The organism is Devosia sp. CN2-171, assembly GCF_049354815.1.
GTDB lineage: Bacteria > Pseudomonadota > Alphaproteobacteria > Rhizobiales > Devosiaceae > Devosia_A.
Window position 1 is genome coordinate 2,404,012 of record NZ_CP186479.1, and the last position, 20,911, is coordinate 2,424,922.

Below are 20,911 nucleotides of genomic sequence, written 5' to 3' on the forward strand. Positions count from 1 at the left end.
ATGGTCGGCTGACCTCGCACACGAGACCCGGCAGGCTAGCGCCCGAAATACTGGCGGTAGTCGGTGTCGTAGCCGAAGTAGCGCGGACCGACGAGCTCGATGCCGGCGGGCGTCAGCCATTGCGGGTTGGACGGCATAGCCAGCGCCTTGAGACGGAGGCCGTAGCGCAGGGCGTCGGCCGTGACCGGCAGGCCGGATTCCGCGTCGAGCACGGTGATAAGGTCAGGCGTCGTGACGAGGATTTCGCCGTCGCGCTCAGCCATCAGGAACTCGTTCTGGAAATCGAGGCGGAAGCTGTGGCCTTTCCACTCCTCGACACCCTCGAAGCGGGCCGTGCCACGGGCGAAGCCACCGACGGTGCGGCGCTCGATGTCCTTGATGCGGCCGTGGAAAATCACGTCGGCATCCAGCTTTTCGACGATGGCGTTTACCGGATCGACGTGGCCGGCCTTGGCCTCGCGCAGGGTGCGGCCGAGTTCGGAACAAAGGGTGAGCGTGCCGCGCACGATCGCCTTCTTCGCCACCGCGCCTGACATTGAATAGAAGGCAAGGAGCGCCGAGCCGCCCATTTTCACCGTAGCGGCGCGCGCGAGCCGCTCGGTCCAGGCGTTGCTGACCGTCTCGAGCACCAGCGAATTGCCCTTGTCGTCGCAGAGCACCATCGGGGTCGCGGAGACGCCATGCATGGTGAAGGTCACCATCTGCAGCTCCGGATAGGCGCGGCCCATGCCGTCGCCGTCGACGAGCGGCAGGCCGGCCATGGCGGCGACGACGAACGGGGTGGTGGAGTTGACACCGCCGGCTTCGCCGCAGAGCACCGCGTCGATCTTGCGGCCGAGCAGCTGCTCGAGGGCGCAGAAGGCGTTGATCAGCTCTTCGCCCTGCGGGAGCTTTTCGGTCATCACCGTGGGGGCGCCCATCATGCAGACGGGGACCACCAACGCGTCATCGGGCAGCTCGTCGATATCGACGAGGTTGACCGGGCCGTACTGCTTGATCGCCTGCTGGGCCATCAGCTTGCCGACATAGGGATCGCCACCGCCGCCGGTGCCGAGAATGGCGCCGCCGGTGGCGATGTCTTCCATGTCCTCGGCATGGATGGTGCGAAGAAACTTCATGGTGCGGTTCCTCTCGCCTCAGACCACGACGGGCTGGGGCAACAGCGGGTTGAAGGTGAGTTCGGGATAGCCGAAGGCTTTGGGGCCGACGATTTCGAGCGCTTGCGGCGTCTTCATCAGGTCGTGCACGGGCAGCCCGATCACGGCGATGCGCTGGCCGTAGCGCAGCACTTCGGTGGTGATCGGCTCGCCGGTATCGAGTTCGAGGTTGATGATCAGGTCGGGCACCATGATCACCGGCACGTCGTCAACCCAGAGCACGAGATTCTCGTTCTGGATGGCGATGCGCGCTTCCGATCCGGCCCAGTCGCCGACGCCGCTGAGGTGCGCATGGCCGCGGGCGAAGCCGCCCACCAGTTCGCGTCGGACATCGGTGACCTTGCCAGTGAAAAACAGCTTGCCGCCGGTCGAGGCGACGACGCGCTCGACGACGTTCTGCCGCTTCGCACGTGCGTCGAGCACCGTGTGGCCGATCCGTAGCGCCTGGGTCACGGTGCCGGGCACAGCGGTGCGGCGGACGAACTCCATCGACATCGGCGCAATGGCGAGGCCGGCGGCCGCGCCCATGTTCACCGAGACGCCGCGTGCAAAAGTCTCGAGCCAGAACATGTCGATGACTTCCTTGAAGACGACGACATTGCCCTTTTCGTCGGCGATGGCGGCCGGAGCCGCCTTGGCGCCATAGATGAAGAAGGTGGTCATCTGCACTTCGGGGAAGGCCCGGCCCATGCCATCGCCGTCGATCACCGGCAGGCCGGCATAGGCCGCGGCAATGACCGGCTCGAGCGCGTTCGAGCCACCGATCTCCGCCGAGATGGTCGCCGAGATCTTCACGCCGGCGGTCTCTTCCACGGCGCGCATGGCGCGGAAACACTCGCCGCCTTCCTCGATCTTTTCGACGCCCACCACGGGAGCGCCGATGCCGCCAACTTCGCCAATCCAGGCGTCGTCGGGCAGCGCATCGAGCGGCAGCACGCGGATATCGGCGCCCTTGCGGATCAGCTCGCGGGCGCGAAGCATGCCGACATAGGGGTTGCCGCCGCCACCGGTGCCGAGCAGGGCTGCCCCGATCGAGAGCGGATGGAGGTCGTCCTCCTTGAGGAGGTAGCCCTTACCCGACATGCAGTTCACCCACGGCCTTCACGCGGACTCGGGTGGCATTGCCGGGGAGATAGGCCAGCGGCACGTCCTCGACATCGACGATCTCGATGGACGAGCGCAGCGCACCGGCGGAGACGGCCGCTTCGGTGGCGCGTTCCTTGGCGTCGGCCAGCGCCTGGTCGCGGCCGATCTCGGCTAGAGCGTAGACGCGGTCGACTTCGCCCGACACCTGCGCAATGGCGGCGCCGACAGCGTTGGCGACGGCGAAATGATTCGGCTTGATCACTTCGAGGCCACCGATCGGGCCATCCACAAGGATCGAACCGCCGCCCACGACGATCACCGGCAGCGGATCAGGCGACAGGCGCGAGCGCTCGACGCAATCCTCCAGCATCGACATGATCTTCGCCTGGGTACGGGCGATGAACTCGGGCGTGAGATGCGCGACCTTGGACTTGTCGCCTAGTTCGTACCGGCCGGAGGCCACGACGACATCGGAGGTGGTGAGGGTCTTGCCGCCGAAGATCAGCGCTTCGGTGACGATGCGGTAGCCGACCGAGGTGGGGCCGACCTTGATGGCATCGCCGGTGTCGACGACATGCGAGCCGCCGCCGAGGCCGATCGAGAATACGTCGGGCATGCGGAAATTGGTGCGGACGCCGCCCACTTCGACCGCAACGGTCGCCTGGCGCGGAAAACCCTTGTGCAGCGAGCCGACGTCGGAGGTGGTGCCGCCGATGTCGACGACGATGGCGTCCGCCACGCCCGAGAGGAACGCCGCGCCGCGCATCGAGTTGGTCGGCCCCGAGGCGAAGGTCAGCACCGGGAACTTTTCGGCGAACTCGGCATCCATCAGCGTGCCGTCGTTCTGGGTCAGGTAGAAGCGGCCCTTGATGCCGGTTTCGGTGATCGCCTTGCGGAAGGCTTCGATGACATGTTTCGAGAGATCGCGCAGGCACGCATTCATGATCGCGGCGTTTTCGCGCTCGAGCAGGCCGATGCGTCCGATATCGCTCGACAGCGTGATGTGGACGCCCGGCAGCGCCTTGGCGAGGATTTCGCCGGCCTGCTTTTCGAACTCACCGGTCACCGGGGAGAATACCGAGGTGATGGCGATGGTGTTGATGCCCTTGGACTTGATGTCCTCGGCAATGCCGAGCAGTTCAGCTTCGTCGAGCGGCGAGATGACCCGGCCGTCGAACTCGTTGCCGCCGTGGGCGAGGTAGCCCGTGCCGCCGATCGCGAGCTTCAGGTCCTCGGGCCAATCGACCATCGGGGGGAGGGAGGCGGTGGCGGGGAGGCCGAGGCGGACGGCGGCGGTCTTCGCCAGGTCGCGGCGCTGCACCACGGCATTGGTGAAGTGGGTGGTGCCGATCATCACCACGTCGATCGCCGAAGCGTCCATCTTACTGGCTTCGAGCACGGCTTTCAGCGCGTTGACCACCCCGGTCATCACGTCGCCCGTGGTGGCTGCCTTGACGCCGGCGATGACGGTGGTGCCGTCCATGACGACGGCGTCCGTGTTGGTGCCGCCCACGTCGATGCCAATTCTGATCATTTTTCTGTCCTTTGGGAGACTGCCGCCGCGCCGCCGCGCAGCGCGATGAGTTGTTCCGCGGTGGGGATTTCCCCGTCGATCAGCGGGATTTTTGGCCGCATCGCCTCCTCCTCGGCCGAGATCACCGGCACCGAGGCGAGGAGGAGACGGGTGTAGTCGTGCTGCGGCGCTTCGAAGACCGACGCAGTGGGACCGGTCTCGACGATCTTGCCGAGATAGAGCACCCCGACCGTGTCGGCGAAGTTCCGCATCAGGCTCAGATCGTGCGAGATGAAAAGGTAGGTGAGGCCGAGCTGCCGGCCGAGATCGACCAGCAGGTCCATCACGCGCGCCTGCACCGACACGTCGAGCGCCGACGTCGGCTCGTCGAGGATCAGAAGTTGCGGCGCTACGGCCAGCGCGCGGGCGATGGCGACGCGCTGCTTCTGGCCGCCCGAAAGTTCGTGCGGATAGCGCAGGGCAAAATCGGCCGGCAACTGCACCATCTCGAGCAGTTCGGCGACGCGCCCCTTGTGCTCGGCCCGCGGCGTTCCGTGGGCCGAAAGCGGTACTTCGATCGACTGGCCGACGGTGCGGCGCGGATTGAGCGAGGAGCCCGGGTTCTGGAACACCATCTGCACCTTGCGCCCATAGGCGCGGGTGCCCTTCTCGCCGGTGATATTGTGCCCATCGAGCAGGATGTCGCCACTCGTCGGCTTCGCCAGCCCCATGATCATCCGCGCGATGGTGGATTTGCCCGAGCCGCTTTCTCCGGCAAGGCCGTAGACCTGGCCCTTCGGAATTGCGAACGAGACATTGTCGACGGCACGCACCTCGCCGGTCTGGCGGCCAAAACCGTTGCGGACCGGGAATGTCTTGGTCAGCCCGACGATCTCCAGCATATCGGTCATGCGGCGGCTCCCGCATGGCCGAAGCGGGTGCCGCCGGTAAGGCGCGGCACGGCGGCGATGAGCGCCTTGGTGTAGTCGTCGCGCGGCGCTTCGAAGAGCTCGGCGGTCGGCTGGTGCTCGACTACGACGCCCTTGTTCATCACGTAGACATAGTTCGAGGTCTCGCGCACGACGCCCAGGTTGTGGGTGATCATCAGCAGCGCGAGCCCGCGTTCCTCGACAAGGTCCTTCAGCAGCTTCAGGATCTGCGCCTGCGTCGTGACGTCGAGCGCCGTGCCCGGCTCGTCTGCGATCAGCAGCTTGGGCTCGCTCAAGAGCGCCATGGCGATCAGCACGCGCTGCCGCATGCCGCCACTCAGCATAATCGGGTACGAGCGAGCCACTCGCTCGGGGTCGCGCATCCGCACCTGGCCGAGCACTTCATGCACCCGCGCCATCCGCTCCGTCTTGCCACGCACGCGGCCCAGGCGGCGGTCGGCGTATTTGAGGATGGTGCCCATCTGGTCGGCGATGGTGAAGACCGGGTTGAGCGAGCTCATCGGGTCCTGGAACACCATCGACATGGCGGTACCGCGGAGCTTCAGGCGCTCCCTGGCGGGCATCGTCAGCAGGTCGCGGCCATCGTAGAAGATCTCGCCGCCGGTGACTTTTGCGGGCGGCGTGCGCAGCAGGCCCATGATGGCCTTCATGGTCACTGTCTTGCCCGAGCCGCTCTCACCCACCAGCGCGATCTGCGAGCGGGCCGGCACGTCTAGCGACACGCCCTTCAGCACCTCATTGGTCTGGCCGTAGGTGGTGAACTGCACGGAGAGGTTGCGGACGGAGAGCAGCGCATCGGCCATCAGCGCACCTCCTGCACGTCGAACAGGTCGCGCAGCCCGTCACCGAGCAGGTTGAACCCCAGCGCCACGACGAGGATCGCGCAGCCCGGCAGCACCGACTCCCACCAGTAGTCCGGCAGGAACGCCGAGCCCGAGGCGACCATGGTGCCGAGATCGGGGGTCGGGGGCTGGATGCCGAGGCCGAGAAAGCTCAGCGATGCGCCGACCAGGATGACGAACCCCGCATCGAGCGAGGTTTTCACCGCCAGCGCCGAGACGCAGTTGGGCAGGATTTCGCGGAACAGGATGTGGAACTTGCTGGCCCCCAGCGTCTCGGCCGCCTCGACGAACTCCTGCGACCGCAGCTGCCGGGTGATCGAGTAGATCAGCCGCGTATGCCAGGTCCACCACAGCGCGGCGATCGCCAGCATCGAGTTGATCAGGTCGGGCGACAGCACGGCGGCCACCGCCAGCGCCATCACCAGCGGCGGGATGGCGAGCGCGATATCGGTCAAACGCATGATCACGATCTCGACCCAGCCGCCGAAATAACCGGCAAGCAACCCGAGCGTCGTGCCCACCGGGATGGCGATGCCGAGCACCACCAGCGCCAGCAGCAGCGAGATGCGCAGCCCGAAGATCACCCGGGTGAAGATATCGCGGCCGACATTGTCGGTACCGAACCAGTATTCGGCCGAGGGCGGCAGGTGGCGGGCGCGGAAGTTCACCACCGCCCCGACATGCTCGGGGTGCGGGGTGATCCAGGGCGCGAGGATCGCCGCGAGGATCGCGAGGATCACGATCGCCGCGCCGATCACCGCGGTCGGGTTGCGCGAGAAGCGGTACCAGTTCTGGTAGGCGTTCGAGAGCCGGCGCGGCGGGGTGGTGGGAACAGCTTCGCTCGCCATCTCAGCGGCTCCCCCGGATGCGGACGCGGGGATCGACGAAGCCGACCAGCACGTCCACCACCAGATTGACGAGCACGAAGAACACGCCCGACACCATCACCACGCCCATCACGGCGTTGAGGTCTTTCTGCAGGATGGTGCGGATGCCGTAGGCCGCCATGCCGGGCCAGGCGAACACGAGCTCGACCACGAAGGCGTTGCCGATCAGCGACGCGAACTCGAGCCCGAGTATGGTCAGCGGCGGCACGAAGCTCGGCCGCAGCATGTACTTGAACACCCGGATCGGCTCGGGCACGCCGAAGGCCCGGCTCGCCTCGATATAGTCTTGGCTCGCGACATCGATCATCGACGATCGGGTGATGCGGGCGATCTGCCCCATGGTGGCGAGCGCCAGGGCCGTCGCCGGCAGCAGCAGGTAGCGCAGCGCCTCGCCGAACACGTCGAGCCGTCCGGCCAGCAGCGAGTCGACAGTCAGCAACCCGGTGATCGAGGCGACGAATTCCATGTTGTGCGGCAGCCGCCCGGTGGTGGGCAGGATGTGCAGCACGTAGCCGGCGAGGATCTGCAGCAGCAGGGCGGCAAAGAAGCTCGGTGTCACAGCCGAGAAGATGGCGAGGATGCGCACCAGCGTATCGGGCCACTTGTCCTTCCAGCGCGCCGCGGCAACGCCAAGGGGCACGCCAAGCACAAAGGCGAGGGTGATGGTGGCAAGCACCAGTTCGAACGTCGCCCCGAAGGTCTCGCGGATGTCGTCGTTGACCGGACGCTCGGTCAGCAGCGAGCGGCCGAGGTCACCCCGGCTGAGTCCAGCGACGAACATGCCGTATTGCTCGACGATCGGCTTATTGAGCCCGAGCTTCTCCTGCAGGTCGGCGACCTGTTCGGCGGTGGCGGTCGGCCCCAGCGCCATGCGCGCCGGATCACCGGGGACCACGCGGGCTATGGCGAAAATGACGATCGACAGGCCCACGAGGACGAGGATCGACCACAAAACACGCCGCAGGAGGAAAAGCAGGAATTCCAAAGGCAGCCCGCCCTGGTGAAAGGAAGATGCGTGGTGCGGGAGAGTGGCGTCCCCGGTTGGGGCCGGGGACGCCGGCTATCAGCAGGTCCAGCTGTAGCGGGTGAAGTCGTAGTCGAACGACTGCATCGGCACGGCCTTGAAGCCGGTGAGGCACTTGTCCATGGCGTGCTGCACGGTCTGCGTCGTCAGGTAGACATCCGACTGCAGGTCGACCAGCTTGTGCTGCAGCGTCTTGTAGATCTCGGCCTGCTTGGCGGTGTCGCCGGTGCCGCGCGCTTCGTCGATCAGGGCATCGATTTCAGGGTTCTGGATCCACTCCATCGAGGCCCAGGTGCCGGCGGCGCCCGAGTGATACTGGGTAAAGAACATCGAGTCGGGCGAGGGATAGGTCGGGCCGAAGAAGATCTGGTTCACCGCCGGGGTGGTCTCGACCTTGCCGGCGATCTCGGTGATGCGGTTCCACGGGTCGGCCTGCTGGGTCACCACGAACCCGAGTTGCTCGAGGTTCGACTGCATCAAGAGGCTGATCTCTTCCTCGAACTTGGTGCCGGCCACATAGCCCAGCGTGATCGGGATCGGCGAGCCGGCATACTTGGACAGCGCCACTTCCGCCTTGGCGGCTTCGAGGTCGTAGACCGGCTCGGGGATATCATCGGCATGGAAGGCGGCGAAGGCCTTCGGCAGCGGCGTCGACAGCACGCCACCGGGCGAGATCACTTCGCGGATGGTGGCGTAGTCGGTGGCGAGCGCGATGGCCTTGCGGATGTGCAGGTCGTCGGTCGGTGCCACCTTGGAATTGAGCTTGAGGTAGAAGGCTGTCGACGTCTCTTCCTTAGCGATGGTGAAACGACCCATGCCCTCGAGCGCGGTATAGGTGTCGGGCGACTGGAACTGGCTCGACATGGTCAGCTCGCCGGAAGCGGCGAGCGAGCGCACCGTGGCCTCGTCATTGGTGATGATCCAGCGGACCTCGTCGATCGGGCCGGGGCCGAAACCCTTGTAGTAATCGGGGTTGCGCGTGATGGTCATCTGGCTGCCGCGATCCCAGCTCTTGAGGCTGTAGGCGCCGGCGCCGGCGACATTGGTCGCGAGCCAGGTCTGGCCGTCGTCCGTGCCCTCGTTGGCCTTCACCAGTTCCTCGTTGAGGATCATGATGGCGGGCACCGTGGTGAGGAACGGCGCGAAGGTCTTCGACAGCGTGAACTTCACGGTCTTGGGGTCGACGGCGGTCACCGAGCCGGGCGCAAGCACGCCGGCGAACAGGTTGGCCGGGCCTTGGTTGATGCGCAACAAGCGCTCGACCGTATAGACCACATCGCTGGCCTCGACCGGCGAGCCGTCGGCGAACTTGGCGTCGTCGCGGATCTTGTAGGTGACTTCCTTGGCGTCGTCCGACACCGTCCAGCTCTCGGCGAGCTCGGGAATGATGTTGCCGCCCGAGTCCACCGTAACGAGGCCGTCATAGAGGTTCACGGCCGCCATGTAGTCGGTGTAGTCGGAGATCTTGGCCGGATCGATGGTGCCGAAGATCTGCACGGTGTTCATCGTCACGGTCGCCGCCATGGCGGGCATCGCGCCCAACATGAGCGCGGAAATCGCTGTTGCTGCGAGAAGGCTCTGTCTGTTCATGCTGAATGTCCCTGTCCCTGATTTGCCTTGTCCCGGCGCGCTGGCCCATGCGCGCCATGGATTGTCCGGTCGACCGGCCGCCTGAAGGCATGTCAGGCCCGTTGCCCGCACGCCTTCCGATCAGTCAGCTTCGCAACTTGGCGGCACCTCTCTCAAGGCGCACCGATGGCTAGGTTTTCGACTAAATCGTCTAGGTTTTCAGCCGACGAGCCCGAGCGCACGTGCCGCGCTGATGGCCTCACGGCGACGGCGGCAGCCAAGCTTGCGATAGACATTGCCCAGGTGAAACTTCACCGTCGCCTCGCTTAGCCCAAGCGCATTGGCGATGAACTTGTTGGACGAGCCTTCCGAGATCATCAGCAGCACCTTGGTCTCGCGCCGGCTGAGCCCGTTCTGCGCGCCCAGCGCAGAATTGGGCAGGCCGTTGTCCCGCAGGCGCCGCAACACCTGGCGGACCGGGCCTGAAATATCGAGGAATTCACCGATGCGCTGGTGCTCGATCAACTCGCTCAGGAACACGCGCTCCTCGGCGAGCGGCGCAATGGCGCCGAGCCGGGCGGCCTGTTCGAACACCTTCTGCAGCAGGGCTCGAGCCCGCGACAGGTTGCGGTGCCGCTTGTGGACAAAGGCGAGCCACACCTCGACCCCGAGCCGCTGCCGGCCGGTGAGGTTGAGGTTGTTGAGCATGGCGTCAAGCTGCCGCTCGAGATTGGGCCGGGTCGGCTGCTCGTAGACGATGTGCCGGAGCCAGATCAGGGCCAGGACGATCTCATCGCGATCCTGCAGCCGTCCCAGTTCGTCAACGGCCGTGGTCACCCACTGCCGGGTGATACGGGACGGCACGGGACCGAGCTTTTCGGCGGCCTCCTGCCAGCGGTTGGCATTTTGCAGGATGGTCGCCTCGCGCAACTCGATCATCATGCCGAACTGGCGATTGGAGACCTGATAGACCCGCCAGCGGTCGAGGAAGTTGCGTGCCGCGATGGTGGAGAAATGCTCGCTCAGCGCCTGGCTGCCATATTGCAGCGCGAACTCGATCAGGCTCGGCCAGATTTCCCCATGCGCGAAGTCGTCGAGCTGCGAGCTGAGGAAGCGGGCCAGTGGCTCGGCCTTGCCGCCCTCATAGTCGATGCAGGCGAACAGCAGCGTCAGCAAACGCTCGTCACCCGGACTTTCGAAGCCGACCTGATGCAGCAGCACGTCGGCCTGCACCGCGTGCCGGCGCGCATTGATCGCATCGCCCATCATCAGCCGCATCAGCGCCTGGTAGAGGCTGATGTAGAAGGCCAGCAGCGGCGCATTGGCTTCGCGGTAGTGATGCAGCGCCCGTACGGCCACATCCTCGGCGGCGGCGAAGCGCCGGCCGCGGACGTAAAACTCCAGCACTGAGTTGTAGAAGCTGCCGCGAACGATATGCCCGTCGGGCGGCAGGTCTCCCAGCATGCCGAACACCTGCTCGAACAGGTCGTCGGTGAGGAGGTAGTCCTCGTAGATCAGCATAACGACGCGAAACGCGAGGAAGTCGGTAGTATAGGCCGTCTTGTCGCTGAAGACCGTATCGAGATCATTGACCGCGGCGCCGAAACGATCCGCGATGAGGCGCCGCGCGCGTTCGACCTCGCCGCGCTTCAGCGATTGCATGGCGAGACTCATGACAAGCGTATCGTTGTGGGTAGCGTAGTCGATCGGAAACCCTGCCAGCACGCGGTCGAGCGCCGCCGACCCGTAGTGATAGAGGTAGAAGCGCCCTGACGCCTGCTGGAACAGTTCCAGCGCCTCGTCGTAGCGATCGGCGCGCTGGTAGGTGACGATCGCCTCGGTGACTTTTCCGCGCGCTGCATAGGCGCCGGCGATGGCGAGAGCTTCGTCAACGTGCTGCAGGCGCTGTTGCATCACCCCCTTCAGAGCCTCGCCCAGAGATTCACGCACCCGGTCGAGGACCTGAAGAAACCGGGGGTCGATCGTACCTGCCACGCCATCCTCGAGCCAGGCGCTGACCGCGACCAGCTCGACGGAAGTCATCGGCTCCAGCAGTTCCGTCGCGAGGAAAGAGGCAAGCTGCTGGTCGGTCCTTTCGGCATTGCGCGCCAGCAGCATGGGCCAGCCGGCCGACTGCTGCAGGAGCCGATCGGCAGTGCGCGGCGAGAAGCGCTCGAGCAATTCGTCCTCGGACAGCAGGAGCTCTGCGGTGCCAAGACGAAACACCTTCCCATAGGCGAGCGCGCGGGCCAGCGACGGCAACTTGGTGTCCGGCCGCTTGGCGATGACGATCCGACCGGCACCGGAAATGAAGCGCTCAGGCAAGCGTTTGGGCTCGGAGTGAGGCGCAATGTCCCACAGCACGAGTTCGGCGCCTGACGTCGGTGCCGCCGTCAGATGGTGAACTGGCTGTCCGAGCGCTGCCCCGAGCTGCGCCAGCAACACCGATTTACCCATTCCCGCCGGCGCCTCGATCAGGATGACGGGTTCGGGGCGGCACAGGATCAGCGCCTTGAGCCTGGCCCGCTCGATCTGGAGAGCACCTCGGCGAACCCTTGTGTCAGCGAGAGGTGTCAACAGGCGCGCACTCCAACTCTCCGAGCCCCAAGGATCGTTGCGCACACGGACGGCGAAGGCAACCGCCTGGGTGCGGGCCGGCGGGGTTTCTTGTAACAAGAATTACAGCATGGTCTCACCCTAAGCCCACGCCGATGCCGGTCGGTGCCTTGATCGGTGCGTCGAGGCGCGCTGGAAGTGACTTTGTCGAACAGCAATCAAGGAGCCGATCAATGGTCAAAGTACAGCAGCCGCCCGATCCGTGGCAGCGCACCACCACCGAGCATGGCTTTGCTGCCGACGAGGTGATCTCCGCCCTGCAGAAATGCATCCGCCGCGGCCTCGTCGACAATGTGCTGCTGCTGGGCTGGGAGATGTTTGTCACCAGCCCGGAAATGGAGGAAATGCTGTGGTCGCGCCTCTGCGTCATCGCGGTTGAGGACATCGGGTTCGGCAATGTCGATGCGCCGGTGCTGATCGAGACGCTCTACCAGCAGCACAAGCGCTATCCCCGCCCCGCCGGAGACCGGTTCCTGTTCGCGGCACACGCCATCCGCGTGCTCGCCACCTCGCGGAAGGACCGCACCAGCGACGACATGGTCAACTGGGCCAGGCGTTCGGTGGAGATCGGCGAGAGCCTGCCAGAGATTCCGGATGTGGCGCTCGACATGCATACGCGGCGCGGCCAGGAAATGGGGCGGGACTACTCCTTCTTCATGACCGAGGCTTCCAAGGTCATCCCCGAAATCAACGACAAAGACCAGAAGTACCGGGATTGGATTCTCAAGGCCCTGGCCGACGGGAAGCTAAGGTGACACCAGCACACAAGGTCTAGATCGCCGGCGCTACCAGCGCAGGGCGGCAGTGTGCACCGGCTCGTCCCACAGTCGCGTGGTCTCGTCGTCGAGGAGGCTCAGCGTGATCGAGCAGCCGGCCATGTCGAGCGAGGTGACGTAGTTGCCGACGAGCGAGCGCACGATCCGGGCGCCGCTTTGCTCGAACAGGCGCCGGGCGGCATTGTACATGAGGTAGAGCTCCATCGCCGGGGTGGCGCCGAAGCCGTTGACGAACAGCAGCGCCGGCTTGTTCGCGATCGCACCGAAATCGGCGGCGATGGCCCCGCAGATCTCCTCGGCAATGGCATCGGCGGACATGAGCTTGTCGCGGCGGCGGCCCGGTTCGCCATGGATGCCGACGCCGAACTCCATCTCGTCCTCGCCGATCGCGAACATCGGCTTGCCCGCGGCGGGCACCGTGCAGGAGGTGAGCGCCACGCCCATCGAGCGGGTGGCCCGATTCACTCGGTCGCCCAGCGCTTTGAGCTCGCCGAGGCCCCGGCCCTGCTCGGCAGCCGCGCCAACGACCTTTTCGACCACCAGCGTTCCGGCAACGCCGCGGCGGCCGGTGGTGTAGGTCGAATCCTCGACGGCGACATCGTCGTTGACCAGCACGCGCTCGACCGGCCCCGCCATCATCTCGGCCGCCATCTCGAAGTTCATGACGTCGCCTTCGTAGTTCTTCACGATGAGCAACACGCCCGCTCCCCCATCCACAGCTTCGGCGGCCGCCAGCATCTGGTCGGGCGTGGGCGAGGTGAATACCTGGCCGGGACAGGCGGCATCCAGCATGCCCGCGCCGACAAGCCCGGCGTGGAGCGGCTCATGGCCGGAGCCGCCGCCCGAAATCAGCGCGACCTTCCCCGGCTTGAGCGCCTTGCGGCGGACGAACTTGTGCTCGCCACCGAGTGTGAGAATGTCGGAATGCGCGGCGACGAGGCCGTCGAGGCTCTCGGTGAGAATCGTGTCGACCCCGTTGATCAGCTTTTTCATTCGTCCCCTCCTCCGGGGCGCATCAGGGCGCCCATCTTTGTGATGAACTCGCCGACAGCCTTGTCGAAGGCGGCGTTCTGCTTGTCACCCAGGTCAGGCACCAGCAGCGTCAGGTGGCGCGTACGCATGGTGAGCTCGCCGATATCGAGCTTGCCGCGGTGGGCACGCTGATAGGCGGTCATGAAGGCGTCGCGCTCGGCCGGACTGAAGTGGCAGACGGCAAAGATGGTCGCCAGGTGCTTCTGCGGGATCGGCGTCGCGTAGGAGGTACTGGTGATCTGCGTGACGAAGCTGCGATGCTTGCCCAGCGCATCGGCGAGGCGCTGGCGCGCGCCGGAGGGGCGCGTCTCGAGTACCCTCGAGAGCAGCAGCTTATAGGTGCGGATGGCCTCGTCGACGCCCTCGCGCGGCGGCTTATCGGGCGGCATCGGAGCTGTCCCGGGTGCCGGTGCGCGCAATGGCAGCCTTGGCGAGCGGCAGTTGCGCCGGCGCGACGGACAGGGCACGCAGCCCGGCTCCGATCAGCAGCGGGATAACCGCGGGATCGCCACCGGCATCGCCACAGAGGCTCACCGGAATGGCGTTGACCTCGCCGAAGCGGGCGACACTACGGATCAGCGAGATGACGGCGGCGTGCCGGACGTCGCCGAGAGTGTTGACGGCGCCGCTGTCGCGGCCGGCGGCCATGACATATTGCGTCAGGTCGTTGGAGCCGATCGAGAAGAAGGCGACGTCACGGAACGGAGCCGGGTCGATGGCGACGGCCGGGACTTCCACCATGATGCCGAGCGGCGGCATGCGGTGCGGAATGGCGGCATCGGCGAGTGCCACGGCTTCCTCGCGGAAGATCACTTCGGCGGCCCGGTATTCCGCGGCAAGGCTGATCATGGGGAACATGACCTTGAGCTCGCCGTGCACGGCGGCGCGCAGCAGGGCACGCACCTGGACACGGAAGACGTCGGGCCGGGAGAGGGACAGGCGGATGCCACGCAGGCCGAGGAAGGGGTTGGCCTCGTCGATGGTGTAGCCGCGCACCGGCTTGTCGCCGCCGGCATCGACCGTGCGAATGGTGACGGGCTTGCCCGCCGCCCATTCGAGCACCTTGCGATAGGCCCGGTACTGCGTCTCTTCGTCGGGCAGGCCGCGGGTGAACAGGAACTCGGTGCGCATGAGGCCGACGCCGTCGCAGGTGGCGATGTCTATGGTGTCGACATCGACGGGCTCGGCGATGTTGACGAACACGTCGACATGCTCCCCGTCCGAAGTGGTCGCGCTTCTCCTCACCTGGCTGCGGGCGAGATTGAGCAACTGGTGATGGGCGGTCGAAGCCTTGAGGAACTCGCGCTGCGCCTCGGTATCGGGCAGCACGATGATGCGGCCGTGCTCGGCATCGAGCAGCACCAGATCATCGTTGGCGGCTTCGATTGGGCCGACGCCGACCAGCATGGGGACGCCACGCGAGCGTGCGAGCATCGCCACGTGGCTCGCCGAACTCCCCTGCTTGAGCACGATGCCGCCGCCGCGCTGCCAATCCATGGCGAGGAACTGGGTGGGGGTAATGTCATTGCCGTAGAGCACAGCGCCGGCAGGGGCCCTGCCCGACTTGATGCCGGAAAGGGCGCGCAGCACGCTGTCGCGGATATCGGTGAGATCGGCGCTGCGGGCGCGGAAATAGCTGTCGTCGGCGGATTCGTATTCGGCGATGTGTTCCGCCAGCGCCGCGGACCAGGCCGTGGCAGCATCGATGCCACGAACGACGGCGGCAAAGGCAGGCTCGGCGAGGCTATCGTCCTCGAGCATGGCGATCTGGAACTCGAGGATCGCAGCGGACTCTGGTTCCGCCACGGCCATCAGTTCCGCTACTGCAGCCGAGGCGCGGGTGATGGCGGCGGTGAGACGCTCGGCTTCCGTCGCGGGGTTGCCGCTCGCAACATAGGGACCGGAGCCGCGCTCGAGGAAGTAGAGCGGGCCGGAGGCGTAGCCGATCGAAGCGACTGTACCGCTCGCCCTATGCGTGGGCATGGGAACCCTCGTCGAAATCCCGCTTCACCAGCCCGACCAGCGCCTCGATGGCATCCTCGGCGTCTTCGCCTTCGGCCCGCAGGTACAGCGTCGAGCCCTTTGGGGCCTTGGTCGCCATCACCTTGACGATAGACTTGGCGTCGACCCAGGGGCCATCCTCGGCGAGCGCCAGCGCTATACGCGCCCCAAACCCTTTGGCGAGCTTGGTGAGCTTCACCGAAGGGCGTGCGTGCAGGCCCACTTCGTGGGTGATCAGCACCTGTGCCTCAGCCAAGTCGGTTGCCTTGTTCATGCCGGTGACAGTTCCTCTGCGGTGGCGCGGACCTCGGCGAGCGAGGCGCCGCCCGAGGCTTCGGTCGCCGCCATTACCGCGCCTTCGACGACCGGCGCGTTGCATACCACGACCTTGCGGCCGCGATCGGCGTCGAGCATCTCGATGGCCATTTCGGAATTGGTCTCGGCCCCGCCAAGGTCGACAAGGATGGCAACGCCGCGCTCGGACCAGGCCCGGTCGATGGCGGCGATGATTGCTTCGACCGAGGTACCGAGCCCGCCTTCCGGATTGCCGCCGCACCAGGCGAGCGGGACCTCGTCGCCGACCATCTGGCGCACCATGTCGGCGGCGCCCTCGGCGACGAGCGGCGAATGCGAGACGATGACAATACCTACGTTCTTCATTTGAGCGCTCCCGCAACCGCTTCGAGGATGAGAGCGCTGGAGCGCGCACCCGGATCAATATGGCCGATCGAGCGGTCACCGAGGAACGAGGCCCGGCCGCGCGTGGCCTTGCGCGGACCGGTGGCCGCCACCTCGGCATTGGCGATGGCCAGCAGCTCGGGCAGCGGCTTGCCGGCGCTGAGCCCGTCGGCGACCGGATAAAGCACGTCGAGCATGGTCTTCTGACCAATCTCGGATTTGCCGCGCGTGGCCACGGCATCGACCGCGCGGCGGAAGGCGCCGGCGCAGTCGTCCGGCGACGCGGCAAGCTCCTTGCCGAGCGTCAGGAACAGCGTGCCGTAGAGCGGGCCCGAAGCGCCGCCAATGGTCATCACCAGCTTGGTGCCGATGGCCTTCAGCGCATCGGGCAGCGGCTTCGTAGCGATCTGGTCGATATCCGCGGACACTGCGTCGAAGCCGCGCTTCATGTTGACGCCGTGGTCGCCGTCGCCGATCGCCGAGTCGAGCGCGGTCAGCTCCTCAGCATGGGCCGCGACGCTGGTCGCGACGGCGGAAACGAGGGCGCGCAGCTGTGCTTCAGAAATCATCGCGCGGCCCCTCCCACACGGTCGCCATTGGCATCGAAGCAAAGGGGATTGTTGTAGCGGATCATCACCTTGTCGCCTGCGGCAAGAGGGGTATCAGGCGGAACCAGCGTGATCAACTTGCGCTCGCCGATGCGGACATGGAGGTGGTTCTGGTCACCGAGATGCTCGATCCAGTCCACGGCGCCGTCGGCATGGCCGTTCGCGGCCTTTTCGATCGAGAGATGCTCGGTGCGCGCGCCGATGGTCTTGACCGCGTCATCTAGGCCGGCGTCCGGCAACAGGCCACGCGGCAGGAGGTTGATGGCCGGCTGGCCGAGGCGGGTGGCGACGTAGGCGCTGATCGGCGCGGTGTAGATCTCGCGCGGCGTGCCGATCTGAATCAGCCGCCCTTCCTTGAGGATGCCGATGCGGTCGGCCATGGTCATGGCCTCGATCTGGTCGTGTGTGACGTAGACGAGAGTGGCGCCTAGTTCCTGCTGGATGCGCTTCAGCTCGAGCCGCATGCCGGCGCGAAGCTTGGCGTCGAGCGAGCTCAGCGGCTCGTCCATGAGATAGACCGACGGCTGGCGGACCAACGCCCTGCCGATGGCGACGCGCTGCATCTCGCCGCCGGACAGGCGGGTGGCGCGGTTGTCGAGCTTGTGGTCGATCCGCACCAGCCGCGCCGTCTCGCGGACCCGCCGGTCTATCTCGCTTTTTTCCATCCGCCGAACCGGCGAGCGCAGCGGGAAGGCGAGGTTCTCGTAGACGGTCAGGTGCGGGTAGAGGGAGTATTGCTGGAAGACGAAGGTGACATCGCGCGCCGCGGGAGGAAGCGCCGTGACGTCCTCGCCACCAATGGTGATACGTCCCGCATCCGGCGCCTCGAGTCCGGCGATGAGGCGCAGCGTCGTGGTCTTGCCGGCCCCGGTCGGGCCGAGAAGCACGACAAACTCGCCGTCGGCGATGGTGAGATCGAAGTCGCGGACCGCTTCGGTCTGCTTGAAGCGCTTGCCGACGCCACGGAGGGTGATCTCAGCCATGGGCGCCTCCCTCGTAGAGCGCCGTCTCGATGGCACGCCCGCTCGCCTTGTCGAAGAGCGAGAGATGACTTGCGTTGAGGGCAAGGCCGACGGTCTCGCCGGCATTGACGGTGATGCTGGCCGGGATGCGGGCTTTCACTGTCCCCTCCCCGGTTTCGACGACGACGATCTGGGTGGTGCCCAGGTATTCGGCGCCCAGCACTTCCCCACGAAGCCTGGAAGCATTGTCGAGTCTCACATGTTCGGGACGGACGCCGAGCATGAGGTCGGACGGAGCGACATCCTCGCGCAATTGCGGGACAGTGATGTCGGCCTCACCCATGCGGATGCTGGCGTCGCCCTTCTGCAGGCCGCTGTGCAGGCGCAGGAAATTCATCGGCGGCGAACCCATAAAATCGGCGACATACATGGTGCGCGGGCGCTCGTAGATCTCGCGCGGGCTGCCAAACTGCTCGATGATGCCGTGGTTCATCACGGCGATCTTGTCGGCCATCGACATGGCTTCCATCTGGTCGTGCGTGACGTAGACGGTGGTGGCGCCGATGCGGTTGTGCAGCTCGCGCAGCTCGTGGACCATGAGGTCGCGGAACTCCGCGTCGAGCGTGCCGAGCGGCTCATCCATCAGGAAGCACATCGGCCGGCGCACGATGGCGCGGCCCAGCGCGACGCGCTGGCGGTCGCCGCCGGCAAGGCCCGACACGGGCCTGTCGAGGATGTGATCGATCCGGAGGAGCTTTGCGACTTCCTCGACGCGGGCGCGAATCTCCGACCGGGCGACGCCCTGGGCCAGGAGCGGGAAGCCGATGTTCCGCCGCACGTTCATATGCGGATAGAGCGCGAAGAGCTGGAACACGAAGGCGATGTCGCGCTCGCGCGCCCGCTTCATGGTGACATCCTCACCGCCGAGCAGGATGCGGCCGGAGGTCGGCAGCTCGAGGCCGGCGATCATCCTGAGCGTCGTGGTCTTGCCGCAGCCCGATGGGCCGAGCATGACGAAGAACTCGCCGTCCTCAACGGTAAAGGTGGAGTCCTCCACCGCGGTGAAGCCGGAGAATTCCTTGCGGAGATTTTCGACCCGGATTTCGGCCATGGCGCTACTCCGGGAACTTCGAGACGACGATGAACATCAGCGTCCCGACCAGCATGGTGATGAACGAATACGAGTAGAGCTCGAGCAGGAACGGCTGGAACAGCATGACGAAGCCGATAGCGATCAGTGCGATGGCGAGCGCCTCCATCGGTCCGCGGCGCAGGATTTTCGGCCAGGAGCTCATTTGCGCACCGCCCCGAACGTGATCCCGCGCAGCAATTGCTTCCTGAGCAGGATGGTGAAGACGAGGATAGGGACGAGGAAGATCGTCGTGCCGGCCGCCACAGCCGGCCAGTCCTGGCCGCCCTCGCCGATGATCTGCGGAATGAAGGGTGGCGCCGTCTGCGCCTCGCCCGAGGTGAGTAGCGCCGCGAAGGCATACTCGTTCCAGGCAAAGATCAGGCAAAAGATAGCGGTGGCGGCGATACCAGTGGTTGCCTGCGGCAGGACGACCTTCCAGAAGGCATGGAGCCGCGTGTAGCCATCGATCATGGCCGCCTCTTCGTATTCGCGCGGAATCTCGTCGATGAAGCCCTTGAGCAGCCACACGGCGAGCGAAACGTTCACGGCCGTGTAGAGCAGGATCATGCCCAGCGCCGAATCCGAGAGGCCGAGCTCGCGGTACATCAGGTAGATCGGGATGGCGACCGCGATGGGCGGCATCATCCTGGTCGAGAGGATGAAGAACAACAGATCGTCGGCGAGCGGGACCTTGAAGCGCGAGAAGCCGTAGGCGGTGAGCGTGCCGAGGAAGACGGCGCAGAAGGTCGAGCCGAATGCGATGACCAGAGAGTTGATGAAGCGCGGCACGAAGTTGGATGGACCGGCGATCACCATGTTGCGCTTGCGCGTGACCTCGTCGCAGAAGTTGGTCGCCGGCGGCAGATTCTCGATATAGCCGGGCTCCTGCCGGGTGCGGGTGGTGAAGAGGTTGCAGTAGCCCTCGATCGAGGGCTGGAACACGATCTTTGGCGGATAGGCGATCGAATCCGGCGGCGTCTTGAGGCTGGTGGCGAAAATCCAGAACAGCGGCACGATCGAGATCAGCGCGTAGACGATGACAATGGCAGCGGCGATGCGCTTGCTGGTCCGGCTGGGCTCGACGACGGAATGGGCGGTGGTGAGACTCATCTCTGCTTCACCCGGTTGAGCGCCTTCACATAGATGTTGGCGAGGCCGAAGACGGCGACGAAGAGAATGATGGCGAAAGCCGAGCTGTAGCCGGTGCGCCACTTCTCGAAGGCCTCGCGCTTCAGGGTGATCGAGGCCACCTCGGTGGTCGAGCCGGGTCCGCCGCCGGTCAGGAGGTTCACCATGTCGAACATCTTGAAGTTCTCGATGCCGCGGAAGAGGACGGCGAGCATGATGAAGGGCAATGCCATGGGCAGCGTGATCGACCAGAACTGCCGCCAGGGCGAAGCGCGATCGACTTCGGCCGCCTCGTAGATGTAGTCGGGGATGGAGCGCAGACCGGCGAGGCAGATCAGCATGACGTAGGGCGTCCACATCCAGGTGTCGACTATGACGATGGCCCACGGCGCGAGCTGCACGTTGGAGAGCATCGCGACCTCGGTGGGCGGGATGCCGGAGACGAAGCTCACGGCATAGGCGAAGAGCCCGATCTGCGGCTCGAAGAGGAAGCGCCAGAAATTGCCAACCACGGCGGGGCTCAGCATCATCGGCACGAGGATGATGGTGGTCCACAGGGCGTGGCCGCGGAATTTGCGATCGATCAGGTAAGCGAGGCTAAAGCCGATCAGGGTCTGCAGCGCGATGGTCCAGAACACGAAGTGGGCCGTGGTCTGCATGGCGACCCAGATGTCGGGATCGGTGAGGATGCGCTCGTAGTTGCGGAGGCCGACATTGTCGATCGGCTCGTTGGGCCGGTTGGCCCGATAGTTGGTGAAGCTCAGCCCGATGGCCCAGAACAGCGGGAAGATGTTGATGGCCAGCAGCAGCGCCATCGTTGGGGCGATGAACAGCCAGGCGACGACGCGATCGGAAAACCCGGTGACACGCTTGCCGATCTTCAGCGGGGTCGAGCGAGCGGCAACGTCGGCCGCACGATCGAGCATCGATGTTCTGGTGTCGGTCACGGG

At 65.7% G+C, this 20,911-nt stretch carries 21 protein-coding genes; 1 reads left to right on the plus strand and 20 read right to left on the minus strand.

All coding sequences use genetic code 11. The annotated features are described in order from the left end of the window. Positions 1-35: 35 nt before the first annotated feature. The 9 genes from ACOYW5_RS11875 to ACOYW5_RS11915 all read right to left on the minus strand — a co-directional run bounded on the left by ACOYW5_RS11875 (position 36) and on the right by ACOYW5_RS11915 (position 11,605). Positions 36-1,118, minus strand: a complete 1,083-nt coding sequence (locus ACOYW5_RS11875; RefSeq protein ID WP_423065100.1) for a DUF917 domain-containing protein — start codon at positions 1,116-1,118, stop codon at positions 36-38. Positions 1,119-1,136: 18 nt separating this feature from the next. Next, a complete protein-coding gene (locus ACOYW5_RS11880; RefSeq protein ID WP_423065101.1) occupies positions 1,137-2,240 on the minus strand; it encodes a DUF917 domain-containing protein in 1,104 nt (367 codons plus the stop codon). Further along, a complete protein-coding gene (locus ACOYW5_RS11885; protein ID WP_423065102.1) occupies positions 2,230-3,777 on the minus strand; it encodes a hydantoinase/oxoprolinase N-terminal domain-containing protein in 1,548 nt (515 codons plus the stop codon). Before ACOYW5_RS11885 ends, ACOYW5_RS11880 begins: the two co-directional genes overlap by 11 nt. After that, complete coding sequence (locus ACOYW5_RS11890) at positions 3,774-4,667, minus strand: ATP-binding cassette domain-containing protein (RefSeq protein WP_423065103.1); 894 nt, start codon at positions 4,665-4,667, stop codon at positions 3,774-3,776. The genes ACOYW5_RS11885 and ACOYW5_RS11890 overlap by 4 nt, the downstream gene beginning before the upstream one ends. Further along, the gene (locus ACOYW5_RS11895; RefSeq protein WP_423065104.1) at positions 4,664-5,509 is read right to left on the minus strand and encodes an ABC transporter ATP-binding protein; all 846 of its coding nucleotides are present in this window, start codon (positions 5,507-5,509) and stop codon (positions 4,664-4,666) included. Before ACOYW5_RS11895 ends, ACOYW5_RS11890 begins: the two co-directional genes overlap by 4 nt. Beyond that, positions 5,509-6,396, minus strand: a complete 888-nt coding sequence (locus tag ACOYW5_RS11900) for an ABC transporter permease (protein WP_423065105.1) — start codon at positions 6,394-6,396, stop codon at positions 5,509-5,511. The genes ACOYW5_RS11895 and ACOYW5_RS11900 overlap by 1 nt, the downstream gene beginning before the upstream one ends. A 1-nt stretch (position 6,397) precedes the next feature. Next, positions 6,398-7,420, minus strand: coding sequence for an ABC transporter permease (locus ACOYW5_RS11905; RefSeq protein WP_423065106.1), 1,023 nt, complete (start codon positions 7,418-7,420; stop codon positions 6,398-6,400). A gap of 78 nt (positions 7,421-7,498) precedes the next feature. Beyond that, positions 7,499-9,049, minus strand: a complete 1,551-nt coding sequence (locus ACOYW5_RS11910; RefSeq protein ID WP_423065107.1) for an ABC transporter substrate-binding protein — start codon at positions 9,047-9,049, stop codon at positions 7,499-7,501. Positions 9,050-9,247: 198 nt separating this feature from the next. Then, positions 9,248-11,605 carry a response regulator transcription factor gene (locus ACOYW5_RS11915; RefSeq protein WP_423065108.1) on the minus strand — a complete coding sequence of 786 codons (2,358 nt, stop codon included), beginning with the start codon at positions 11,603-11,605 and terminating at the stop codon, positions 9,248-9,250. Between the two features lie 212 nt (positions 11,606-11,817). Between ACOYW5_RS11915 and ACOYW5_RS11920 the strand changes: the two genes are divergently transcribed. Next, the gene (locus ACOYW5_RS11920; protein WP_423065109.1) at positions 11,818-12,399 is read left to right on the plus strand and encodes an AAA family ATPase; all 582 of its coding nucleotides are present in this window, start codon (positions 11,818-11,820) and stop codon (positions 12,397-12,399) included. A gap of 30 nt (positions 12,400-12,429) precedes the next feature. Here the strand turns inward: ACOYW5_RS11920 and dhaK are convergent, their stop codons facing one another. The 11 genes from dhaK to ACOYW5_RS11975 are packed head-to-tail and all read right to left on the minus strand — an operon-like array spanning position 12,430 to position 20,887. Then, positions 12,430-13,413, minus strand: coding sequence for a dihydroxyacetone kinase subunit DhaK (gene dhaK, locus ACOYW5_RS11925; protein WP_423065110.1), 984 nt, complete (start codon positions 13,411-13,413; stop codon positions 12,430-12,432). Continuing rightward, positions 13,410-13,841, minus strand: a complete 432-nt coding sequence (locus ACOYW5_RS11930) for a hypothetical protein (RefSeq protein WP_423065111.1) — start codon at positions 13,839-13,841, stop codon at positions 13,410-13,412. Before ACOYW5_RS11930 ends, dhaK begins: the two co-directional genes overlap by 4 nt. Next, positions 13,828-15,435: a phosphoenolpyruvate--protein phosphotransferase gene (ptsP, locus tag ACOYW5_RS11935; protein WP_423065112.1), complete on the minus strand. Its 1,608-nt coding sequence runs from the start codon at positions 15,433-15,435 to the stop codon at positions 13,828-13,830. Before ptsP ends, ACOYW5_RS11930 begins: the two co-directional genes overlap by 14 nt. After that, on the minus strand, positions 15,422-15,727 hold the full coding sequence (locus ACOYW5_RS11940; RefSeq protein ID WP_423065113.1) for an HPr family phosphocarrier protein: 306 nt from the start codon (positions 15,725-15,727) through the stop codon (positions 15,422-15,424). Before ACOYW5_RS11940 ends, ptsP begins: the two co-directional genes overlap by 14 nt. Next, on the minus strand, positions 15,724-16,113 hold the full coding sequence (gene dhaM / locus ACOYW5_RS11945) for a dihydroxyacetone kinase phosphoryl donor subunit DhaM (RefSeq protein ID WP_423065114.1): 390 nt from the start codon (positions 16,111-16,113) through the stop codon (positions 15,724-15,726). Before dhaM ends, ACOYW5_RS11940 begins: the two co-directional genes overlap by 4 nt. Next, positions 16,110-16,697 carry a dihydroxyacetone kinase subunit DhaL gene (gene dhaL, locus ACOYW5_RS11950; RefSeq protein WP_423069456.1) on the minus strand — a complete coding sequence of 196 codons (588 nt, stop codon included), beginning with the start codon at positions 16,695-16,697 and terminating at the stop codon, positions 16,110-16,112. Before dhaL ends, dhaM begins: the two co-directional genes overlap by 4 nt. Next, positions 16,697-17,722, minus strand: coding sequence for an ABC transporter ATP-binding protein (locus ACOYW5_RS11955; RefSeq protein WP_423065115.1), 1,026 nt, complete (start codon positions 17,720-17,722; stop codon positions 16,697-16,699). The genes dhaL and ACOYW5_RS11955 overlap by 1 nt, the downstream gene beginning before the upstream one ends. Then, positions 17,715-18,812, minus strand: a complete 1,098-nt coding sequence (locus ACOYW5_RS11960) for an ABC transporter ATP-binding protein (RefSeq protein WP_423065116.1) — start codon at positions 18,810-18,812, stop codon at positions 17,715-17,717. The genes ACOYW5_RS11955 and ACOYW5_RS11960 overlap by 8 nt, the downstream gene beginning before the upstream one ends. Positions 18,813-18,816: 4 nt before the next feature. After that, positions 18,817-18,996, minus strand: coding sequence for a hypothetical protein (locus ACOYW5_RS11965; RefSeq protein ID WP_423065117.1), 180 nt, complete (start codon positions 18,994-18,996; stop codon positions 18,817-18,819). Continuing rightward, positions 18,993-19,943, minus strand: a complete 951-nt coding sequence (locus ACOYW5_RS11970) for a carbohydrate ABC transporter permease (protein WP_423065118.1) — start codon at positions 19,941-19,943, stop codon at positions 18,993-18,995. Before ACOYW5_RS11970 ends, ACOYW5_RS11965 begins: the two co-directional genes overlap by 4 nt. Next, entirely contained in the window at positions 19,940-20,887 is a 948-nt protein-coding gene (locus ACOYW5_RS11975) for a carbohydrate ABC transporter permease (protein WP_423069457.1), read from the minus strand. The genes ACOYW5_RS11970 and ACOYW5_RS11975 overlap by 4 nt, the downstream gene beginning before the upstream one ends. Positions 20,888-20,911 lie beyond the last annotated feature (24 nt).

Bases quoted from the DNA above. Each gene is read 5' to 3' on its own strand.
- ACOYW5_RS11875 (WP_423065100.1), bottom strand. From the start codon at position 1,118: ATGAAGTTTCTTCGCACCATCCATGCCGAGGACATGGAAGACATCGCC.
- ACOYW5_RS11880 (WP_423065101.1), bottom strand. From the start codon at position 2,240: ATGTCGGGTAAGGGCTACCTCCTCAAGGAGGACGACCTCCATCCGCTC.
- ACOYW5_RS11885 (WP_423065102.1), bottom strand. From the start codon at position 3,777: ATGATCAGAATTGGCATCGACGTGGGCGGCACCAACACGGACGCCGTC.
- ACOYW5_RS11890 (WP_423065103.1), bottom strand. From the start codon at position 4,667: ATGACCGATATGCTGGAGATCGTCGGGCTGACCAAGACATTCCCGGTC.
- ACOYW5_RS11895 (WP_423065104.1), bottom strand. From the start codon at position 5,509: ATGGCCGATGCGCTGCTCTCCGTCCGCAACCTCTCCGTGCAGTTCACC.
- ACOYW5_RS11900 (WP_423065105.1), bottom strand. From the start codon at position 6,396: ATGGCGAGCGAAGCTGTTCCCACCACCCCGCCGCGCCGGCTCTCGAAC.
- ACOYW5_RS11910 (WP_423065107.1), bottom strand. From the start codon at position 9,049: ATGAACAGACAGAGCCTTCTCGCAGCAACAGCGATTTCCGCGCTCATG.
- ACOYW5_RS11920 (WP_423065109.1), top strand. From the start codon at position 11,818: ATGGTCAAAGTACAGCAGCCGCCCGATCCGTGGCAGCGCACCACCACC.
- dhaK (WP_423065110.1), bottom strand. From the start codon at position 13,413: ATGAAAAAGCTGATCAACGGGGTCGACACGATTCTCACCGAGAGCCTC.
- ACOYW5_RS11930 (WP_423065111.1), bottom strand. From the start codon at position 13,841: ATGCCGCCCGATAAGCCGCCGCGCGAGGGCGTCGACGAGGCCATCCGC.
- ptsP (WP_423065112.1), bottom strand. From the start codon at position 15,435: ATGCCCACGCATAGGGCGAGCGGTACAGTCGCTTCGATCGGCTACGCC.
- ACOYW5_RS11940 (WP_423065113.1), bottom strand. From the start codon at position 15,727: ATGAACAAGGCAACCGACTTGGCTGAGGCACAGGTGCTGATCACCCAC.
- dhaM (WP_423065114.1), bottom strand. From the start codon at position 16,113: ATGAAGAACGTAGGTATTGTCATCGTCTCGCATTCGCCGCTCGTCGCC.
- ACOYW5_RS11955 (WP_423065115.1), bottom strand. From the start codon at position 17,722: ATGGCTGAGATCACCCTCCGTGGCGTCGGCAAGCGCTTCAAGCAGACC.
- ACOYW5_RS11960 (WP_423065116.1), bottom strand. From the start codon at position 18,812: ATGGCCGAAATCCGGGTCGAAAATCTCCGCAAGGAATTCTCCGGCTTC.
- ACOYW5_RS11965 (WP_423065117.1), bottom strand. From the start codon at position 18,996: ATGAGCTCCTGGCCGAAAATCCTGCGCCGCGGACCGATGGAGGCGCTC.
- ACOYW5_RS11970 (WP_423065118.1), bottom strand. From the start codon at position 19,943: ATGAGTCTCACCACCGCCCATTCCGTCGTCGAGCCCAGCCGGACCAGC.
- ACOYW5_RS11975 (WP_423069457.1), bottom strand. From the start codon at position 20,887: ATGCTCGATCGTGCGGCCGACGTTGCCGCTCGCTCGACCCCGCTGAAG.